Annotated in this window: 16 protein-coding genes and 1 tRNA gene; 7 read left to right on the top strand and 10 right to left on the bottom strand. The window is 61.2% G+C overall.

Going from position 1 to position 17,331, the window contains the following annotated elements; translation table 11 throughout:
• Positions 1-87: 87 nt before the first annotated feature.
• Positions 88-1,155: a multiple monosaccharide ABC transporter substrate-binding protein gene (gene chvE / locus PYR65_RS08365; protein ID WP_060636984.1), complete on the bottom strand. Its 1,068-nt coding sequence runs from the start codon at positions 1,153-1,155 to the stop codon at positions 88-90.
• Positions 1,156-1,447: 292 nt separating this feature from the next.
• Here chvE and PYR65_RS08360 point away from each other — a divergent pair, with 292 nt between their 5' ends.
• Positions 1,448-2,425: a LysR family transcriptional regulator gene (locus tag PYR65_RS08360; RefSeq protein WP_276120631.1), complete on the top strand. Its 978-nt coding sequence runs from the start codon at positions 1,448-1,450 to the stop codon at positions 2,423-2,425.
• Between the two features lie 53 nt (positions 2,426-2,478).
• The gene (locus PYR65_RS08355) at positions 2,479-2,946 is read left to right on the top strand and encodes a hypothetical protein (RefSeq protein WP_276120630.1); all 468 of its coding nucleotides are present in this window, start codon (positions 2,479-2,481) and stop codon (positions 2,944-2,946) included.
• 3 nt (positions 2,947-2,949) lie between these two features.
• Here PYR65_RS08355 and PYR65_RS08350 read toward each other — a convergent pair whose 3' ends face one another.
• The gene (locus PYR65_RS08350; protein WP_060636981.1) at positions 2,950-3,177 is read right to left on the bottom strand and encodes a hypothetical protein; all 228 of its coding nucleotides are present in this window, start codon (positions 3,175-3,177) and stop codon (positions 2,950-2,952) included.
• Positions 3,178-3,554: 377 nt separating this feature from the next.
• Here PYR65_RS08350 and iolG point away from each other — a divergent pair, with 377 nt between their 5' ends.
• Complete coding sequence (gene iolG, locus PYR65_RS08345; RefSeq protein WP_060637072.1) at positions 3,555-4,550, top strand: inositol 2-dehydrogenase; 996 nt, start codon at positions 3,555-3,557, stop codon at positions 4,548-4,550.
• A 66-nt stretch (positions 4,551-4,616) separates the two neighbouring features.
• On the opposite strand, the gene PYR65_RS08340 is transcribed toward iolG, so the two are convergent.
• Positions 4,617-5,852, bottom strand: coding sequence for an ROK family transcriptional regulator (locus PYR65_RS08340; protein ID WP_276120629.1), 1,236 nt, complete (start codon positions 5,850-5,852; stop codon positions 4,617-4,619).
• A gap of 228 nt (positions 5,853-6,080) precedes the next feature.
• On the opposite strand from PYR65_RS08340, the gene xylF reads away from it, so the two are divergent.
• From xylF to PYR65_RS08325, 3 genes are all read left to right on the top strand, one after another.
• On the top strand, positions 6,081-7,118 hold the full coding sequence (gene xylF / locus PYR65_RS08335) for a D-xylose ABC transporter substrate-binding protein (protein WP_060636979.1): 1,038 nt from the start codon (positions 6,081-6,083) through the stop codon (positions 7,116-7,118).
• 130 nt (positions 7,119-7,248) lie between these two features.
• Positions 7,249-8,562 (top strand): sugar ABC transporter permease, encoded by a 1,314-nt coding sequence (locus PYR65_RS08330; RefSeq protein WP_060636978.1) that lies wholly within the window; start codon positions 7,249-7,251, stop codon positions 8,560-8,562.
• Positions 8,563-8,576: 14 nt separating this feature from the next.
• Entirely contained in the window at positions 8,577-9,362 is a 786-nt protein-coding gene (locus tag PYR65_RS08325; protein ID WP_060636977.1) for an ATP-binding cassette domain-containing protein, read from the top strand.
• Positions 9,363-9,412: 50 nt separating this feature from the next.
• On the opposite strand, the gene PYR65_RS08320 is transcribed toward PYR65_RS08325, so the two are convergent.
• Together PYR65_RS08320 and PYR65_RS08315 are read right to left on the bottom strand one after the other, a co-directional pair.
• Complete coding sequence (locus PYR65_RS08320) at positions 9,413-10,960, bottom strand: cryptochrome/photolyase family protein (RefSeq protein WP_276120628.1); 1,548 nt, start codon at positions 10,958-10,960, stop codon at positions 9,413-9,415.
• Entirely contained in the window at positions 10,957-11,652 is a 696-nt protein-coding gene (locus tag PYR65_RS08315) for an SDR family NAD(P)-dependent oxidoreductase (protein WP_276120627.1), read from the bottom strand. Before PYR65_RS08315 ends, PYR65_RS08320 begins: the two co-directional genes overlap by 4 nt.
• Before the next feature lie 196 nt (positions 11,653-11,848).
• On the opposite strand from PYR65_RS08315, the gene PYR65_RS08310 reads away from it, so the two are divergent.
• A tRNA-Arg gene (locus PYR65_RS08310) sits at positions 11,849-11,925 on the top strand.
• Between the two features lie 119 nt (positions 11,926-12,044).
• Here PYR65_RS08310 and PYR65_RS08305 read toward each other — a convergent pair.
• From PYR65_RS08305 to PYR65_RS08285, 5 genes are read right to left on the bottom strand one after another with little or no spacing between them, the layout of a single operon-like run.
• Positions 12,045-12,809 (bottom strand): ABC transporter ATP-binding protein, encoded by a 765-nt coding sequence (locus PYR65_RS08305; protein ID WP_276120626.1) that lies wholly within the window; start codon positions 12,807-12,809, stop codon positions 12,045-12,047.
• Positions 12,806-13,639 carry an ABC transporter ATP-binding protein gene (locus PYR65_RS08300; RefSeq protein ID WP_276120625.1) on the bottom strand — a complete coding sequence of 278 codons (834 nt, stop codon included), beginning with the start codon at positions 13,637-13,639 and terminating at the stop codon, positions 12,806-12,808. The genes PYR65_RS08305 and PYR65_RS08300 overlap by 4 nt, the downstream gene beginning before the upstream one ends.
• Positions 13,636-14,541 (bottom strand): ABC transporter permease, encoded by a 906-nt coding sequence (locus PYR65_RS08295; protein WP_407951318.1) that lies wholly within the window; start codon positions 14,539-14,541, stop codon positions 13,636-13,638. The genes PYR65_RS08300 and PYR65_RS08295 overlap by 4 nt, the downstream gene beginning before the upstream one ends.
• A gap of 26 nt (positions 14,542-14,567) precedes the next feature.
• On the bottom strand, positions 14,568-15,635 hold the full coding sequence (locus tag PYR65_RS08290; RefSeq protein WP_407951285.1) for an ABC transporter permease: 1,068 nt from the start codon (positions 15,633-15,635) through the stop codon (positions 14,568-14,570).
• 14 nt (positions 15,636-15,649) lie between these two features.
• Entirely contained in the window at positions 15,650-17,293 is a 1,644-nt protein-coding gene (locus PYR65_RS08285) for an ABC transporter substrate-binding protein (RefSeq protein WP_276120624.1), read from the bottom strand.
• Positions 17,294-17,331: the final 38 nt, after the last annotated feature.

Here is a 17,331-nt window from a genome sequence, read left to right as displayed (position 1 = left end):
GAGGCCAGACACAGCGACAATACAAGTGTCTCATCAAGATAAAAGGGCCCGCAAATCAATCGCGGGCCCAGGATGGAACAGATGGGATCAGTTGTTGATCTGGTCTTCCGTGTAGTAACCAGCGCCGACCAGGACATCCTTGACGTTGGTCTTGTCAACAGCGACCGGCTTCAGGAGGTAGGACGGGATAACCTTGACGCCGTTGTCGTAGGTCTTGGTGTCGTTGATTTCCGGCTCCTTGCCGCCAATGATGGCGTCCGTCATCGAGACGGCAACCTTGGCAAGCTCGCGGGTATCCTTGAAGATCGAAGAATACTGTTCGCCAGCGAGGATCGACTTGACCGACGGAAGTTCGGCGTCCTGGCCGGTGACGATCGGCATCGGCATGTCGCCGGAACCGTAGCCAACGCCCTTCAGGGCCGAAATGATGCCGATGGAGAGACCATCGTAAGGCGACAGAACGCCGTCAACCTTGGCATCGGTATAGGTCGAGGACAGAAGGTTTTCCATGCGGGCCTGTGCAACGGCACCGTCCCAACGCAGCGTGCCGACCGTTTCCATGCCGGTCTGGCCGGACTTGATGACGATCTTCTTGGCATCGATCAGCGGCTGCAGAACCGACATTGCGCCGTCGTAGAAGAAGAAGGCGTTGTTATCATCCGGCGAACCGCCGAACAGTTCGACATTCTTCGGCTCGGTTGCGCCGTCAAGCTTCAGGCCCTGGACGAGGGTCGTTGCCTGCAGAACGCCAACCTGGAAGTTGTCGAACGTTGCGTAATAGTCGACATTGCCGGAATCGCGGATCAGACGGTCGTAAGCGATGACCTTGACGCCGGCTTCGTGCGCCTTGGCCAGGATGTCGGAGAGCGTCGTGCCGTCGATGGCGCCGATGATCAGAACCTTGGCACCCTTGGTGACCATGTTCTCGATCTGGGCCAGCTGGTTTGGAATGTCGTCGTCAGCAAACTGCAGGTCCGCCGTGTAGCCGGCTTCCTTGAACAGCTTTTCCATGGTCTCGCCGTCGGAAATCCAGCGGGTCGAGGTCTTGGTGGGCATCGAGATGCCAACGGTGCCCTTGTCCTGGGCAATCGCCGGAACGACGAACGACGCCACGCTGAGCGCTGCGGCGGCGAGAAGCGAAGTAACTAATCTCATGTATCTCTCCCTGAGTGTTGATCCAGGCGGCGACCGGCCGGCCTCGATATGTGCAGCGCTTCGCATGCCGAGAGATCAGAATCTCTTGGCGGAAGTTTAAGGGGTGAAAGAAAGCCCTCCCAGGCCTTAACGCTCCCGAGCACGCTGGCGCACATCGTCGCAAACTGGAATCAAACATCATAACTGTCAAATACAATATGGGTGCATACTTATAACAATTTAGATATAGTAGGGCGCAACAGTGTGATTTTTCGCAGATGCGAAGGCATTTTTCTCGGAAGGTGGGCAAAATATGGACGATTCGATACCGGCGTTGACCGGTGCGGTGGATTATTCCGAGCGGGGAATTTTTCGCTTAGGCTTAAAAATGAGTCACCTGCAACTGATTTTGGCCATCGAAGAGCATGGCCAGATCAGTGCGGCGGCTGATTCTCTCAGCATCTCGCAGCCGGCGGCGTCGCGCATGCTCAGCGAAATCGAGACGATCCTGAAGGCTCCGCTCTGTGCCCGCGTCGCCCGCGGCGTCGAGCTGACGCAATATGGCCGGGCACTGGCGCGCCGCGCCCGCACCATCTTCCTGGAACTGCGCGAAACGACGCGCGAGATCAACGAACTGAAAACCGGAAGCGGCGGCTCGGTCTCGCTGGGCTCCGTTACCGGTCCGGCCCTCAACCTCGCCGTCCCCGCCATCCGCCAAGTATCGACCGCCTATCCCGGCATCGAGATCAACATCCAGATCGAAAACAGCAACGTGCTGGTGCGCGAATTGCTGGCGGCACGGCACGACTTCATCATCGGCCGCATCCCCGACGACACGGATCCGCGCCAGTTCAACCTGATCGAACTCGGCGAGGAGGATGTTTGCCTGATCGTGCGCACCGGTCATCCGCTGCTGGAAAAAGACAGTGTGAGCTCCGCCGATCTGCCCGGTTACGACTGGGTGTTCCAGCCGTCGGGAACGCTCTTGCGGCGTGCCGTCGAGGACAGCTTCCTGTCGGCCGGAACGCCCCTGCCCGCGACCATCATCAACACCTCCTCGACCATCCTGACGGTATCCATCGTCCGCCACACCAATGCGATTGCGCCGGTTGCCCGCGACGTCGCCACGCTGATTGCCGGAAGCGGCAGCCAGGCGGGCGAAATCCGAGTTCTTCCAACCGATTTCGATATCAAGATCCGCCCCTACAGCCTGATCACCGCGCGTGGCCGCGCGCTGCCGCCCAGCGCCAAGCTGCTTTACGACCTGATCCTGAAACAGAGCTCCGCCTGATCAGGCCCGCAAAACCTTGACATGCTATGTGACCCCGCAAAGCGGAGAGACAGATGTTCGGGATGTCGGTGTTCCAGTCGGTTCTGGAGCGGTTGAAGGCGGAAGAAGACGGCGTTGAAGCTACTGAGGATGAGCAGGCGCCGGCGGCCCATATCCGTGGCCTGAACGGCGGCTTCGTCGGCGACCTTCCAGCATCGGGTTTTTCCGGCAGAGCCACGGTTCAGCGCGCCTATTTCGACACGGCCAGCGACGAGATGCTGGCCCCGGCAAAACCTCTCCCAAAGCCCGTCATGCCGCAGCATCTCGCCCGCATCCGTCCCGACGAGATCGCCGCCGATCTGGGGCTGACGGACGCCGAGAGCGTGCAAAGCCTCGCCGACAAACGCCGCCGTTTTGCCTCGGAAAACCATCCGGACCTGCACGATCCGGACTTTCGCAACAACGCGACCATGCGGATGAAAATCGCCAACATGCTGATCGACGAGGCGCAACGGCGCCTGCGGCTGATGCAGCGGCGCTGACCGTCAGGCCGGATCGTCGGTTTTGACCTCTTCGGCAATCTCGGTTTTCGGCTTGAAGAAGATGATCAGCACGCAGGCCGTATAGGCAGAAACCGCAAGAAAGATCATGCCCCAGGTGTTGGCACCGTTCCAGAACTCGACGGCCGTCCACGCTGAGCACAGCACCACGATCAAAAGCCTGACCCAAAGCGGCCTGTAAAACGGGTGGTCGGGGTCGATGAGCTTTATCATGCAAACTGTCCTTGAGGGTCCGGCCGGCCATGCGGGCCGCCTATCAAAGGCCACAGCTTTATGGCCAAAAGCATATTTGCCGCAAGAGGTGGTGGCTTAACAGCTTGACGGCGCCGCCTCAAATAGAATAAATATTCCGAAAATCACGTTTGTTACGTTTTTATTCCGATTTTCGATTTACCGGAGGAGTGAGGCGGTGATCGGTATGGAGAAAACAGGGAGAGAGAGTGCGCCCGCCCGCCAAACGCGACCGGCAGGCGCCTGAGACTGTCTTCACACGCATCAGCGCGGATCTGTCTTCCGCAACGCCTGTCCGGAGTGAGCGTCATCACCCCGTCCCTTCGCGGCGCTGTGCCGCTCGTCAAAAAGAGATGAACATGACCGTCAGATTTGGTCTTCTCGGCGCCGGCCGTATCGGCAAGGTCCACGCTAAAGCCGTCAGCGGCAATCCGGATGCCATCCTCGTCGCCGTTGCCGATGCCTTTCCAGAGGCCGCCAACGCCATTGCCAAGCAATATGGCTGCGCGGTCCGCACCATCGAAGAGATCGAAACATCGGCGGATATCGACGCCGTGGTCATCTGCACCCCGACGGACACCCATGCCGACCTGATCGAGCGCTTTGCCCGCGCCGGCAAGGCGATCTTCTGCGAAAAGCCGATCGATCTCGACGTCACCCGCGTGCGCGAATGCATGAAGGTCGTCGAGGAGACCAAGGGCAAGCTGATGGTCGGCTTCAACCGCCGCTTCGATCCGCATTTCATGGCCGTGCGCAAGGCGATCGACGACGGTAAGATCGGCGATGTGGAAATGGTGACGATCATTTCGCGCGATCCCGGCGCTCCGCCGGTCGATTACATCAAGCGGTCGGGCGGCATTTTCCGCGACATGACCATCCATGATTTCGACATGGCGCGCTTCCTGCTCGGCGAGGAGCCGGTCGCCGTCACCGCACATGCGGCCGTGCTGGTCGATCCGGAAATCGGCAAGGCTGGCGATTATGACAGCGTCTCGGTCATTCTGGAGACGGCATCCGGCAAGCAGGCGATCATCTCGAACTCGCGCCGCGCCACCTATGGCTACGACCAGCGCATCGAAGTGCACGGCTCCAAGGGCGTCGTCTCCGCCGAAAACCAGCGCGCCGTCTCGATCGAAATCGCCAATGGCGACGGCTATACCCGCCCGCCGCTGCATGATTTCTTCATGACCCGCTACACCGAAGCCTATGCCAACGAAATCGCCGGCTTCATTTCCGCGATCGAAAAGGGCACCAAGATCACCCCATCGGGCGCCGACGGCCTCGCGGCCCTGGCGCTGGCCGACGCCGCCGTCAAGTCCGTCACCGAAAAACGCCAGATCCGCGTCGGGGAATAACGGCTGGGCGCAGTCACGAGAGGCCGGGGTTCGCCCCGGCCTTTCTCGTATCCGGCCGTTTTCGTATCAAGCCTGGTCTGCCGATGCCGGCAAGGGCCGGAAGGCGGCGATGTCGTGGTCCATGTCGGTCAGGGCCCGGTCCAGATGTCCGTCGAAGACCAGCCGCTGCTCATCGACAATCACCGAAATGTCGGGCCTTCCTTGCAGACGCACCTCATGCGACTGCTCGAGCCCCTCGTCGATGCCACGTTGCAGAAGGTCGAAATAGCGCGTTCCCGGCCCCGTAATATGGATCGGCATGCGGCCGTAAAGGCTGAGCAGCCGGGAAAGACCGTTGCCGAGCGCAATGCCGGCCTGGCGGAAGGCGTAGCCCGCCATGCGGTTTCCCTGGCGCGCGCTCAAAGCGATCTTGTCCATTTCCGCCAGCGGCACGAACTTGGCCGGGATCGTATCGGGCGGCACTTCAAAGGCGGTGCGCAAAATTCCGTAAAAGCCTGCCGAGGCCTCGATGCAGCCAAACGCGCCGCAGCGGCACAGGCAACCATTGGCCGCATGCAGCATATGGCCGAAATTGGGGGCCGTCACTTCCAGTTCGCCGAACCGGTCCTTGCGGGCAACGCCGAGCCCAATGCTGTGGCCAAGCGACAGGGCGGCAAGCGCGCGAAACGCGCCGGACTGGCTGGCATCCGCCTTCATCCCCAGCGCCTGCGCGACCAGAAGCGTCTCGTTGTTTAAGGTGACTTTCGCGCGCCATTCCGGCTGCAGCAGCGAAACGAAATCGATCTGTTCCCCACCAAAGACCGGCGACCACAACAGCCGCTTGCCGTCGGCATCGACGGTGCCCTTGCTGGAAATCGACACGGCAAGGATCTGCGCCTTTTCCAGCCGCGACCGGTGAATGAGGCGGGCCAGCGCATCGAGGAATTCATCGGCAAAATGCTGCGTGCCGGCAACCTTGTGATTGCGCGGTTCCTCGAACCGGTCGATCAACCGGCCGGAATAATCGACCAGCGAATATTGCACCACATCCGAGGAGATCCGCACGGCGATGAGAAAGCCGCTGTCGCGGCGCTGCGCAAACAGCACGCGCGGCCGCCCGCGGCCCGACGGCACCTGCTGCTCCGCCTTTTCGATGACCCCTGCCCGTTCCAGCTCGGCTGTGATCGCCGACACCGTCGCGGACGCAAGGCCCGTATGCTCGGATATATCGGTATGGGAGAGCGGCCCAAGGCGGCGCAAGGTCGCAAGCACGAGGGCGCTGTTTTGCTGACGCACCAGTTCGGTGCTGGATTTGATCAGCATTGAGCGTCCCTGTTATTCACGAATTCCCCACACACATGCCCCTCCCAAAGCATCTGCCCTATGTCAAACGGCCTGTCCAGAGCCGTGTTGACAGGCTTGGAAAACTCTGACATCTATTTTCTCGACTGTCGAGAAAAAACTCTTTCGGGTTTGCGGCAGGCAAATTTGCTGGCCGGGGGCCGTGCGGGAGGTTCGCGCGGACGGTCAGCGGCCACTTGGGAGGACTTCATGAAATCAGTTTTGACACTGATGGCAGGCGCTGCCATCATCGTATCCCTGCACACGGCAGCCATGGCCAAGGATCTGGTCGTCGGCGTTTCCTGGTCGAACTTCCAGGAAGAGCGCTGGAAGACCGACGAAGCCGCAATCAAGACAGCACTCGAAGCATCCGGCGACAAGTATATCTCCGCCGACGCCCAGTCTTCGGCTGCCAAGCAGCTGACCGACGTGGAATCGCTGATCTCGCAGGGCGCCAATGCGCTGATCATTCTTGCGCAAGACAGCGACGCGATCGGCCCGGCCATCGAAAAGGCCGCCGCAGAAGGCATTCCCGTCGTCGGCTATGACCGCCTGATCGAAAATCCGGCCGCGTTCTACATCACCTTCGACAACAAGGAAGTCGGCCGCCTGCAGGCGCAGGAAGTCTTCAAGGCAAAGCCTGAAGGCAACTACGTCTTCATCAAGGGCTCGTCTTCCGATCCGAACGCAGACTTCCTCTTCGCCGGTCAGCAAGAAGTGCTGAAGGCTGCGATCGATGCAGGCAAGATCAAGAATGTCGGCGAAGCCTATACAGACGGCTGGAAGCCAGAAAATGCCCAGAAGAACATGGAGCAGTTCCTGACCGCCAACGACAATAAGGTCGATGCTGTCGTCGCCTCCAATGACGGTACTGCCGGTGGCGCGATCGCGGCACTCGACGCACAGGGTCTCGCCGGTTCCGTGCCGGTGTCCGGCCAGGATGCCGACAAGGCCGCGCTTAACCGCGTTGCTCTCGGCACCCAGACGGTCTCCGTCTGGAAGGACAGCCGTGAACTCGGCAAGCGCGCGGCTGAAATCGCCGCTTCGCTCGCGGCTGGCAAGACCATGGACGAGATTGAAGGCGTCGCAGCTTTCAAGGGCGGTCCGAAGGGCGTCGAAATGAAATCGGTCTTCCTCGCTCCGCTGCCAATCACCAAGGACAATCTCAACGTCGTCATCGACGCCGGCTGGATTTCCAAGGAAGAAGCCTGCCAGGGCGTCAAGGGCGACGTCGCAGCGTGCAAGTAATCACGCGCAGATTTTGCTAGACTGACCTGATTGTAACGCCGCAACGCGACACGTTGCGGCGTTTACGCAGGTGGATGGCGCCTGCACACGCGCAAATCAAGATATAGACCGGTGGGGGAGCGGCAACACCATGGCCAACACGACACATACCGCACACGTAAGCAGTGCCCGGAATACGACGGAAAATCCGTTGCGGCGCTTCTTCCGGGCAACCGAGCTCGACACCCGCCTTCTGGGTATGATCGGCGCCCTGCTGATCATCTGGATCGGCTTCCAGATCATGACCGACGGCCTCTTCCTGACGCCGCGCAATCTGTGGAACCTGTCGGTACAGACAGCGTCCGTCGCCGTCATGGCAACCGGCATGGTGCTGGTCATCGTGACGCGCAACATCGACCTTTCCGTCGGATCCATTCTCGGCTTCGTGGGGATGTTCATGGGCGTGCTGCAGGCGGAAATCCTGCCGCAGATCATCGGCTTCAACAATCCGGCAACCTGGATCATCACGCTGCTGGCCGGCATCCTGCTCGGCGCGTCCATTGGCGCATTCCACGGCGTCATCATCGCCTTCCTCAACGTGCCCTCGTTCATCGTCACGCTGGGCGGCCTGCTGGTCTGGCGCGGCGCGACCTGGTTTGTCACCAGCGGCCGCACCGTTGCGCCCATGGACGTCAATTTCCGCCTGATGGGCGGCGGCACGGAAGGTTCGATCGGCGCCACGGCAAGTTGGATCGTGGCCGTGCTTGCCTGCATCGCCATTGTCGCGACGATCATCAATTCGCGCAAGCAGCGCAAGCGCTTCGGCTTTCCGCGCCGCCCGGTCTGGGCTGAATATTTCCTCTCCGTGCTCGGCTGTGCGCTGGTCATCGGCGCCGTGGCCGTCGCCAACCACTATTACTGGCCGACCAATATCGCCCGCAAATATGCCGATGCCAACGGCATTGCCTGGCCTGAAGGCGGTCTGCAGATCCCACACGGCATCGCCATTCCCGTGCTGATGGCCGTCGTCGTCGGCATCGTCATGACCTTCATCTCGACACGCCTGCGCTTTGGCCGCTACGTCTTTGCCATCGGCGGCAATCCGGAGGCAGCCGAACTTGCCGGGATCAAGACGCGCTGGGTCACGGTGCGGATTTTTGCGCTGATGGGCATGCTCTGCGCCATCGCGGCCGCTATCTCCACCGCCCGCCTGAACGCAGCCACCAATGCGCAGGGCGAGCTCGACGAACTCTATACTATCGCGGCTGCCGTGATCGGCGGCACGTCGCTTGCCGGCGGCACCGGCACCATCGCCGGCGCCATGCTCGGCGCCTTTGTCATGCAATCGCTGCAATCGGGCATGGTGCTTCTGGGCATCGACAGCCCGCTGCAACGCATCGTCGTCGGTATCGTCCTGGTCGTGGCCGTTTGGCTCGATACGGTCTATCGCGGCCGGGCCAAGTAAGAGGAGGCCGAACAATGACGGACACCCGCACTCCACTTGTGGAAATGAAGAATATTTCCATCTCCTTCGGCGGCATCCATGCTGTCGACAATGCCTCGATCGACCTTTACCCCGGCGAAGTCGTGGCCCTTCTCGGCCATAATGGTGCCGGCAAATCGACGCTGATCAAGATCCTGTCGGGCGCCTACAAGCGCGATGCCGGCGAAATCCTGATTAATGGCGAAGCCGCTGCAATCAGCAATCCGCGCGACGCCAAGAAATACGGTATCGAGACGATCTACCAGACGCTTGCCGTCGCCGACAATGTCGATGCGGCCGCCAACCTCTATCTCGGCCGCGAGCTGCGCACCCCCTGGGGCACGCTCGACGATGTGGCGATGGAAGCCAAGGCGCGCGAAGTGATGGGGCGGCTCAACCCGAACTTCCGCCGTTTCAAGGAACCCGTGAAGGCTCTGTCGGGCGGCCAGCGCCAGTCGGTGGCCATCGCCCGCGCCATCCTGTTCGATGCCCGCATCCTGATCATGGACGAGCCGACGGCGGCACTGGGGCCACAGGAAACGGCGCAGGTCGGCGAACTGATCAAGCAGCTGAAGCGCGAAGGCATCGGCATCTTCCTGATCAGTCACGATATCCACGACGTCTTCGACCTTGCCGACCGCGTCTCGGTGATGAAGAACGGCCAGGTCGTCGGCCATGCCCGCACCGAGGACGTCACCAAGGACGAGGTCCTGGGCATGATCATCCTCGGCAAGGTTCCGCCGAAGGCTATTGCCGGCCCCGGCGCCATGCAGACTGCATAACTGAAAATTGCGCCGTTCCGGGGAGGCGCCCCCTCCCCGGACCGGTCAGCTCAATAGGTGCTGACCGCGCTGTCCAGCTTGGCCAGAAATGCGGCAGCGCTGTGCCGGTAATCATTCCTCTGCGCCTCGGTCATCTTGCTCCAGGCGGCATAGACCGGCCCCAGCCGCTGGTTGCGCTTCAGCTTGCCGCTGTTGCGATCGAGAAAATCCCAGTAGAGCGCGTTGAACGGACAGGCTTTTTCGCCGGTCTTCTTCTTCACGTCATAGCGGCATGTCGCACAATAATCCGACATCCGGTGAATGTAATTGCCGCCGGCGGCATAGGGTTTCGACCCCAGAAATCCGCCGTCTGCAAACTGGCTCATGCCGATCACATTGGGCAGCTCCACCCATTCATAGGCATCCGCATAGACTTCCAGATACCATTCGTGCACAGCCTGCGGCCGGATACCGGCCAGCAGCGCGAAATTCCCGGTGATCATCAGCCGCTGGATATGATGGGCATAGGCATTGTCGCGGGTCTCCGACACGACGGTGTGCACGCAGTTCATGTCCGTCTCGCCCGTCCAGTAGAAATCCGGCAGCGGCCGCTCGGCATCGAGGAAATTGGCGTCGCGGTAATCCGGCATCTTCAGCCAATAGACCCCACGCATATATTCGCGCCAGCCGATGATCTGGCGAATGAACCCTTCGGCGGAATTGAGCGGGACATTGCCGGCGAGATAGGCGGTCTCGACACGGCGGCAAACATCGAGCGGATCGAGCAATCCGGCATTGATATAGAAGGACAGCAGCGAATGGCTGAGAAACGGATCCGACGACAGCATCGCGTCCTGCCTCTCGCCAAAGGTCGCAAGCTGATCCGCGATGAAGCTCTCAAGCAGAATGTCGGCGTCCGTCGCCGTCACCGCAAAATTGAAATTTGCCAGCGAACCGAAATGCGCCTTGAAGCGGCGCCCGACGAGATCGAGCACCTCTTTCGTAATGTGATCCGGCGCAACCCCTTGCCGCTTGGGCGCAAACAGGTCGGGTGACGCAGGTTTGCGGTTCTCCGCATCAAAATTCCAGCGCCCACCTTCCGGATCGTCTCCACGCATCAACAGGCCGGTCTTGCGGCGCATGTCCCGATAGAAAAACTCCATGCGCAATTGCTGGCGATTTTTAGCCCAGGCGGCAAATTCGCTGCGCGAACTGAGAAACCGCGTGTCCTCAAGGATATCAACCGGACAGGGCAGAATGCCAGCCCAAGCCTCGATCATCTGCAGGACCCGCCATTCGCCGGGCTCGGTGATCCGCACCGTCTGCGGCTCGAAACGCGTGATTGCGCGTTGCAGCTCGCCCGTGAACGATCCGGTATTCCCGGGCGCATCCAGCCTCTGATAATCGACGGTAAATCCTTTTTGCCGCAAGTCTTCGGCGAAATGGCGCATGGCCGAGAAAATGAAGGCGATCTTCTTCGGATGATGGCGCACATAGGTCGCCTCCTCCATCACCTCGCACATCAGCACCGCATCGCGCTTTGGATCAGCACCCTCAAGGCTGCTGATCCCGGCGGAAAGCTGATCACCCAGAATGAAAATCAGATGACGCGCCTTCACCAGTCCACCGCCTGACCGTCATAGGCGAAGAACCCGCCCGTCGATGCGCTCTGAAGATGATCAAGCACGCCAAGCAACTGCCGTGCCGCATCAATCGGCGCGATGGCCTCGCCATGGCGGAAGGGCGCGGTGAGCGCGGTCGCGACAGTGCCAGGATGAAGAGCGGTGACGATCGCCTGCGGATGGGTCCGGGCGATCTCGATCGAAGCGGTCTTGACGATCTGGTTGAGAGCCGCCTTGGCAGCCCGGTAGGATATCCAGCCACCCAGCCTATTATCGCCGATCGAGCCGACGCGTGCAGACAGCGTCGCAAGAAGGGCGCGGCGTGCCCGCGGCATCAGCGGCGAGAAATGCTTGAGGATCAGCGCCGGCCCGATGGCATTGACCGCAAACTGCCGCGCCATTACGGCGGGATCGATCGCACGCAGGCTTTTTTCAGGACCGGTGCCGTCGATCTCCAGCGCGCCGGTCGCGTCAAACACCAGATCCATGTCGCCATGCGCATCCTTGATGCCGGCGGCGGCCCGCTCGATCGACGCTTCGTCGCCAAGATCAAAACCGGTCTGACTGCGCGATAGCCTGACGACCACGGCGCAATTCGGATCCTCCTCCAGAACATCCGCAAGCGCATGCCCGATGCCGCCGGTCGAACCGATGATGGTTGCCTTATAGGCCCCGCCCAGAGAATCCATATCCGCCTCCCCGCCAGCCACCGCACCTGCGGATCGCCTTTCAATACAGGGATGTCTACGCAGGCGGACGCGGGACGGATCGATGCCGCCACCATCCTGGTGAAATTCGGCTGGCGATGCGTATTGACCATTGATGCGCCGTGCGTCCTGGGCTATGAACCGGGCACAGCCTGCTTCGACGCTTGCCGTCGCGGATGCACCCGTAGCTCAGCTGGATAGAGTACTGCCCTCCGAAGGCAGGGGTCACTGGTTCGAATCCAGTCGGGTGCACCAATTTTCTCCGTCATGTCACCGACATAGCAACCGTCTTGACGGCCGCGCTCCATCAGAGCCTTGCATGGCCTCCCCGGCGCAACTTTGCGCAAGTTCCTATGAACGGAATTAAAGTGGCGTTACGGCGCGGCAACCGCCTCGCGCACGAACCCCTTGCTCGCCACCATCAGGTTCTTGGTATAATCCTCTTTCAGCCGCCCTGCCACGAGATCGTCGGAGGACAGGCGTTCGACGACTTTACCGTTTTTCATCACCGCCAGGCGTTCGCACATATGGGTGACGACGCCGAGGTCGTGGCTGACCATGATATAGGTGAGCTTGCGGTCGCGCCGGACCTGTTCGAGCAGATTGAGGACTTCGGCCTGAACCGAGGCATCCAGAGCCGAGGTCGGCTCGTCGAGCAGCATGATCTGCGGCTCGATGATCAGCGCCCTTGCAATGGCGATGCGCTGGCGCTGGCCGCCCGACAGCTGGTGCGAATAGCGGAAGCGGAAGGACGAGCCGAGACCCACCTCGTCGAGCGCCCGCAGGATGCGGCGTTCGGCGTCTTCAATGCCATGGATCGCCAGCGGCTCCTGGAGCAGCCGGTCGACGGTCTGGCGCGGATGCAGCGAACCGTAGGGATCCTGGAACACCATCTGGACCTTGCGGTAGAACGGCTTTTCGCGGTGTTTCACATCCAGCGGCTTGCCATCCAGCACGATCCTGCCGGCCGAGACCGGCGACAGGCCGGCGATGGCGCGCAGAAGCGTCGATTTGCCGGAACCGGATTCGCCGACGAGGCCGAAGGATTCTCCCGGCGCGACAGCGATGCTGACATCGTCCAGCGCCAGGAAATCGTCATAGGCGACGGTGAGGTTTTCAACAGAGACAATGGCCGTCATAGCGCCCACTCCGGCTGGCGGTCGAGCACGGGCAACGGGTGCCGGTTCGTGCCGAGCGTCGGCATGCAGTTGAGCAGGCCTTGGGTATAGGGATGTTTGGCATTGCCGAGATCGGATGCCGCCAGTTCCTCGACGATCTTGCCGGCATACATGACGATGACCCGGTCGCAGAAGGACGAAACCAGCCGCAGATCATGCGAGATGAAGATCAGGCCCATGCCGCGATCGGCCACCAGTTTGTCGAGAATACCGAGCACTTCGAGCTGCACCGTGACGTCGAGCGCCGAGGTCGGCTCGTCGGCAACCAGGAGTTCGGGCCCTGCAATCAGCATCATCGCGATCATCGCCCGCTGGCCCATGCCGCCGGAAACCTCATGCGGATGCAGGTCGAAGACCCGGCCGGCATCGCGGATCTGCACAGCCTCGAGCATGGCGATGGCGCGGTCGCGGGCCTCGCTCTTGCCGACATTTTCATGGGTGCGCAACGTTTCGACGATCTGGCGGCCGATGCTCATTACCGGATTGAGCGAATATTTCGGGTCCTGCAGGATCATCGCGATGCGGCTGCCGCGCAGGGACCGCCTGACTTTCGCCGGTGCCGTCAGGAGATCGATACCGTCGAAATTCAGGGTCTTGGCCGAAATCCTTGCATGCGCCGGCGTCAGGCCCATGATCGCCCTGCCCGTCTGCGATTTTCCCGAGCCGCTTTCGCCGACAATGCCGAGCCGCTCGCGCCCCAGCGTGAAGGAAACGCCGCGCACCGCCTCGATCAGGCCGGTGCGTGTCGGAAACGAGACCCGCAGATCATCGACATTCAGCATGGTGCTCATTGGCCGCTCTCCCGTGGGTCGAGCGCATCGCGCAGGCCGTCGCCAAGCAGGTTGAAACCGAGGCTGACAATCAGGATGGCAATGCCGGGCATGGTGGCGACCCACCATTGATCGAGAATGAAGCGGCGTCCCGACGCAATCATCGCGCCCCATTCCGGCAGCGGCGGCTGGGCGCCGAGACCGAGGAAACCGAGACCGGCAGCCGTGAGAATGATGCCGGCCATATCCAGCGTGACGCGCACGATCAGCGACGACATGCACATCGGCATGACATGTCTGAGCACGATGCGGAACGGCGAAGCGCCCATCAGCCGGACGGCGGCGATATAATCGGAATTGCGCACGCTCAGCGTTTCAGCCCGGGCGATGCGCGCATAGGGCGGCCAGGAGGTGATGGCGATGGCGATGATCGCATTCTGGATGCCCGGCCCCATGGCCGCCACGAAGGCCAGCGCCAGCACCAGCTTGGGGAAGGCGAGGAAGATATCGGTGATGCGCATCAGGACCGCATCGACCCAGCCGCCGGCATAGCCGGAGACGGCCCCGACCAGAAGGCCGATGGGCGCCGCGATGATCGCCACCAGCACGATGACCAGCAGCGTCAGCCGCGATCCATGCAGCAGGCGCGAAAGGATATCCCGGCCCTGGTCGTCGGTGCCGAGCAGATAGCCGGGGCTTCCGGGCGGCAAAAGGCGTGCGCCGCCGAGATCGCCAATGACGGGCGAATGCGGTGCAAGCACATCGGCAAAGATGGCAATCAGGATGAGGAGCAGGATGATGCACAGACCGGCAACGGCGAGCCGGTTGGCCGAGAACCGCTGCCAGGTCATGTAGGCACGGCCAAGCCGCGCCTGCAGCCGCGATTGCGGCCTGTCGGACATCAGCCATTGGCGGCGGGTCATCGGGGTGGCTTGAAGGCTGGACTGGCTCATCGCGCGCGCGTCCTCGGGTCAAGTGTCCGGTAGAGAAGATCGGACAGGATATTGATGGCGATGAAGACGGAACCGATGACGATGGTGCCGCCCAGAACCGCGTTCATGTCGGCATTCTGCAGGGAATTGGTGATGTAGAGCCCCAGTCCCGGCCAGGCAAACACGGTCTCCGTCAGGACGGACCCTTCCAGAAGCCCGGCATAGGAGAGCGCAATCACGGTGACCAGCGGCACTGCGGCATTGCGCAGCGCATGCCCCCAGATGATCCGGGTTTCCGACAGGCCCTTGGCGCGCGCCGCGACGATATATTCCTGGCCGAGCTCGTTGAGCATGAAGCTGCGGGTCATGCGGCTGATATAGGCGAGCGAGAAATACCCGAGCAGGCCTGCCGGCAGGATGATGTGGCGGAACACGTCGCGGAACACGTCCCACTGCCCCTGCCAGAGCGAATCCAGCAGAAAAAGACCTGTGACGGGCGTGAAACTATATTCATAGACGATATCGATGCGGCCGGGATAGGCGACCCAGCGCAGCTTGGCATAGAAGAACAACAGCGACAAAAGCGCTAGCCAGAAGATCGGCACGGAATAGCCGACAAGCCCGACGACGCGCACGATCTGGTCAGCGATCGAGCCGCGCTTGACGGCAGCGAGAACGCCAAGCGGCACGCCGATCAGGCTGCCGATGATGGTGCCGAGCGTTGCCAGTTCCAGCGTTGCGGGAAAGACGCGGCGGATATCGCTCATGACGGGATTGGTGGTCAGCACCGACGTGCCGAAATTGCCCGTCAGCGCATCGCGCACATAGATGAAAAACTGCTCATAGAGCGGCTTGTTGAAGCCCATCAGCTCGCGGGTGCGCTCCACGACATGGGCGGGCGCCCGGTCGCCGAGAACGGCAAGCACCGGATCGATCGGTATGACGCGGCCGATGAAGAATGTCACGGCCAGGAGACCGAGATAGGTCGTGACGATGATGACCAGGAAGCGCAGGATGCTCTTGGCCCAGCCGTTGGCACGGGCGCGTGAGCGCCCGGCCGTTGGTGCTGTTTCGGGAATGCTCACCGGCTATCTCCGGCTCAATCCTTGGAAACCGTGAAGACATAGTTGGTGTCGAAGCTCGGACCGAGCTTGAAGCCCTTCAGATTGGCGCGCGTGCCGGCAACTTCCGTCTGCTGGAAGATGATCACGAACGGGCTCTTCTCAAGCACTTTCTTCTGGAGGTCCTTGTACATATCGGCGCGCTTGGTCGCATCCTTCTCGAGCAGGGCAGCCTTGCTCTCCTCGGTCCATTCCTTCGGAACGTCCCAGGTGTTGCGCCAGGCGAGCGTCTTGTTCTTGCCCTCGTCGGAATTGTCGGGATTGACGGTAAAGGTTTCGGCATTCGAGTTTGGATCGAAGTAATCCTGGCCCCACTGGCCGATATAGATGTCATGCGTGCGGTTGCGGTATTTGGTCAGCGTCTGCTTACCATCGCCCGGAATGATTTCCATCTTGATATTGGCCTGCGCCAGCGTCTGCTGGACGGATTCGGCAATACCTGTGATCGGCTGGGTGTTGCGCACGTCCATGGTCACCGAGAACCCGTCGGCAAGACCGGCCTTGGCGAGCAGTTCCTTGGCCTTGGCGACGTCGAGCTTGTAGGGGTTTTCCGGCAGTTCGCCGAGAACACCCTTCGGCAGGAAGGTCTGGTGAACCTCGCCGATGCCCTTGATCAGGGTCGAGCCGATTGCATCATAATCGACCAGGTACTTGAAGGCTTCGGCCACTTCAGGCTTTGCCAGATTGGCGTTCTTCTGGTTGAGGCTGAAATAATAGACGGTGCCCTTCGGCGCGCTGGTGGTGGCAAGATCGGCATTCTTCGAAACAGCGTCGAAATCGCCCGGCTCGAGATTGCGCGCCACATCGATGTCACCGGCTTCCAGCGCCAGCCGCTGGCCGGAGCTTTCCTTCATGTGACGGTAGATGACGCGGGCGAGCGGCGTCTTGTCGCCATAATAATTGTCGTTGCGCTCCATCACGACGACTTCGTTGGCGCGCCATTCGCGCAGCTTGAAGGCACCCGAACCGGCATAACCGGTCTTCAGCCATTCATTGCCGAAATCGTTGTCGTACTTGTATTCCGCCGATGGCGTGACGGCGGCGACATGCTCAAGCACGAGCTTCTTGTCGACGACGGCACCGACCGTTGCGGTCAGGCAGTTGAGCACGAAGCTCGGCGCATAGGCCTTGTCGACGGTGAAGGTGAAGGTGCCGGCATCCGTCGCCTTGGCTTTTTCGGTGACATTGTCGCCGGTCAGGCCGAACTGGGTGAGGATGAAGGCGGGGCTCTTGTCGAGCTTGACGACGCGCTCGATCGAGTAGGCCACATCATCAGCCGTTACCGGATTGCCGGAGGCAAACTTGGTGCCGGGCTTCAGCTTGAACGTGTAGGTCAGGCCATCGTCGGAAACGGTCCAGCTTTCTGCGAGATCGCCGACGACCTTGGACGTGTCGTTGATGTCGAGGCGGACGAGATAGCTATAGGTATTGGCCGTCACTTCGGCGGTGGACAGCTCGAACGCTTCACCCGGGTCCATCGTGATGATGTCGTCGATTGCCCAGCCTTCGACCAGCGTATCGGCCGGCGTTTCGGCAAATGCCGGTGCTGCCGCCATCAAGATCAGCGACATTGCGGCGCCAGCCGTCAACATGCGGACATGCTTGTTCAGTGAATGCATCATCTCTCTGTTCCCTTTTTTTTCAGGCCCGCGACGGGCCT

The organism is Pararhizobium qamdonense (assembly GCF_029277445.1).
Classification (GTDB): domain Bacteria; phylum Pseudomonadota; class Alphaproteobacteria; order Rhizobiales; family Rhizobiaceae; genus Pararhizobium; species Pararhizobium qamdonense.
This window is presented reverse-complemented; position numbering and strand designations above follow the sequence as displayed.

Bases quoted from the DNA above. Each gene is read 5' to 3' on its own strand.
- PYR65_RS08355 (WP_276120630.1), top strand. From the start codon at position 2,479: ATGTTCGGGATGTCGGTGTTCCAGTCGGTTCTGGAGCGGTTGAAGGCG.
- xylF (WP_060636979.1), top strand. From the start codon at position 6,081: ATGAAATCAGTTTTGACACTGATGGCAGGCGCTGCCATCATCGTATCC.
- PYR65_RS08360 (WP_276120631.1), top strand. From the start codon at position 1,448: ATGGACGATTCGATACCGGCGTTGACCGGTGCGGTGGATTATTCCGAG.
- PYR65_RS08300 (WP_276120625.1), bottom strand. From the start codon at position 13,639: ATGAGCACCATGCTGAATGTCGATGATCTGCGGGTCTCGTTTCCGACA.
- PYR65_RS08305 (WP_276120626.1), bottom strand. From the start codon at position 12,809: ATGACGGCCATTGTCTCTGTTGAAAACCTCACCGTCGCCTATGACGAT.
- iolG (WP_060637072.1), top strand. From the start codon at position 3,555: ATGACCGTCAGATTTGGTCTTCTCGGCGCCGGCCGTATCGGCAAGGTC.
- PYR65_RS08325 (WP_060636977.1), top strand. From the start codon at position 8,577: ATGACGGACACCCGCACTCCACTTGTGGAAATGAAGAATATTTCCATC.
- PYR65_RS08330 (WP_060636978.1), top strand. From the start codon at position 7,249: ATGGCCAACACGACACATACCGCACACGTAAGCAGTGCCCGGAATACG.
- PYR65_RS08285 (WP_276120624.1), bottom strand. From the start codon at position 17,293: ATGATGCATTCACTGAACAAGCATGTCCGCATGTTGACGGCTGGCGCC.
- PYR65_RS08295 (WP_407951318.1), bottom strand. From the start codon at position 14,541: ATGACCCGCCGCCAATGGCTGATGTCCGACAGGCCGCAATCGCGGCTG.
- PYR65_RS08340 (WP_276120629.1), bottom strand. From the start codon at position 5,852: ATGCTGATCAAATCCAGCACCGAACTGGTGCGTCAGCAAAACAGCGCC.
- chvE (WP_060636984.1), bottom strand. From the start codon at position 1,155: ATGAGATTAGTTACTTCGCTTCTCGCCGCCGCAGCGCTCAGCGTGGCG.
- PYR65_RS08315 (WP_276120627.1), bottom strand. From the start codon at position 11,652: ATGGATTCTCTGGGCGGGGCCTATAAGGCAACCATCATCGGTTCGACC.
- PYR65_RS08350 (WP_060636981.1), bottom strand. From the start codon at position 3,177: ATGATAAAGCTCATCGACCCCGACCACCCGTTTTACAGGCCGCTTTGG.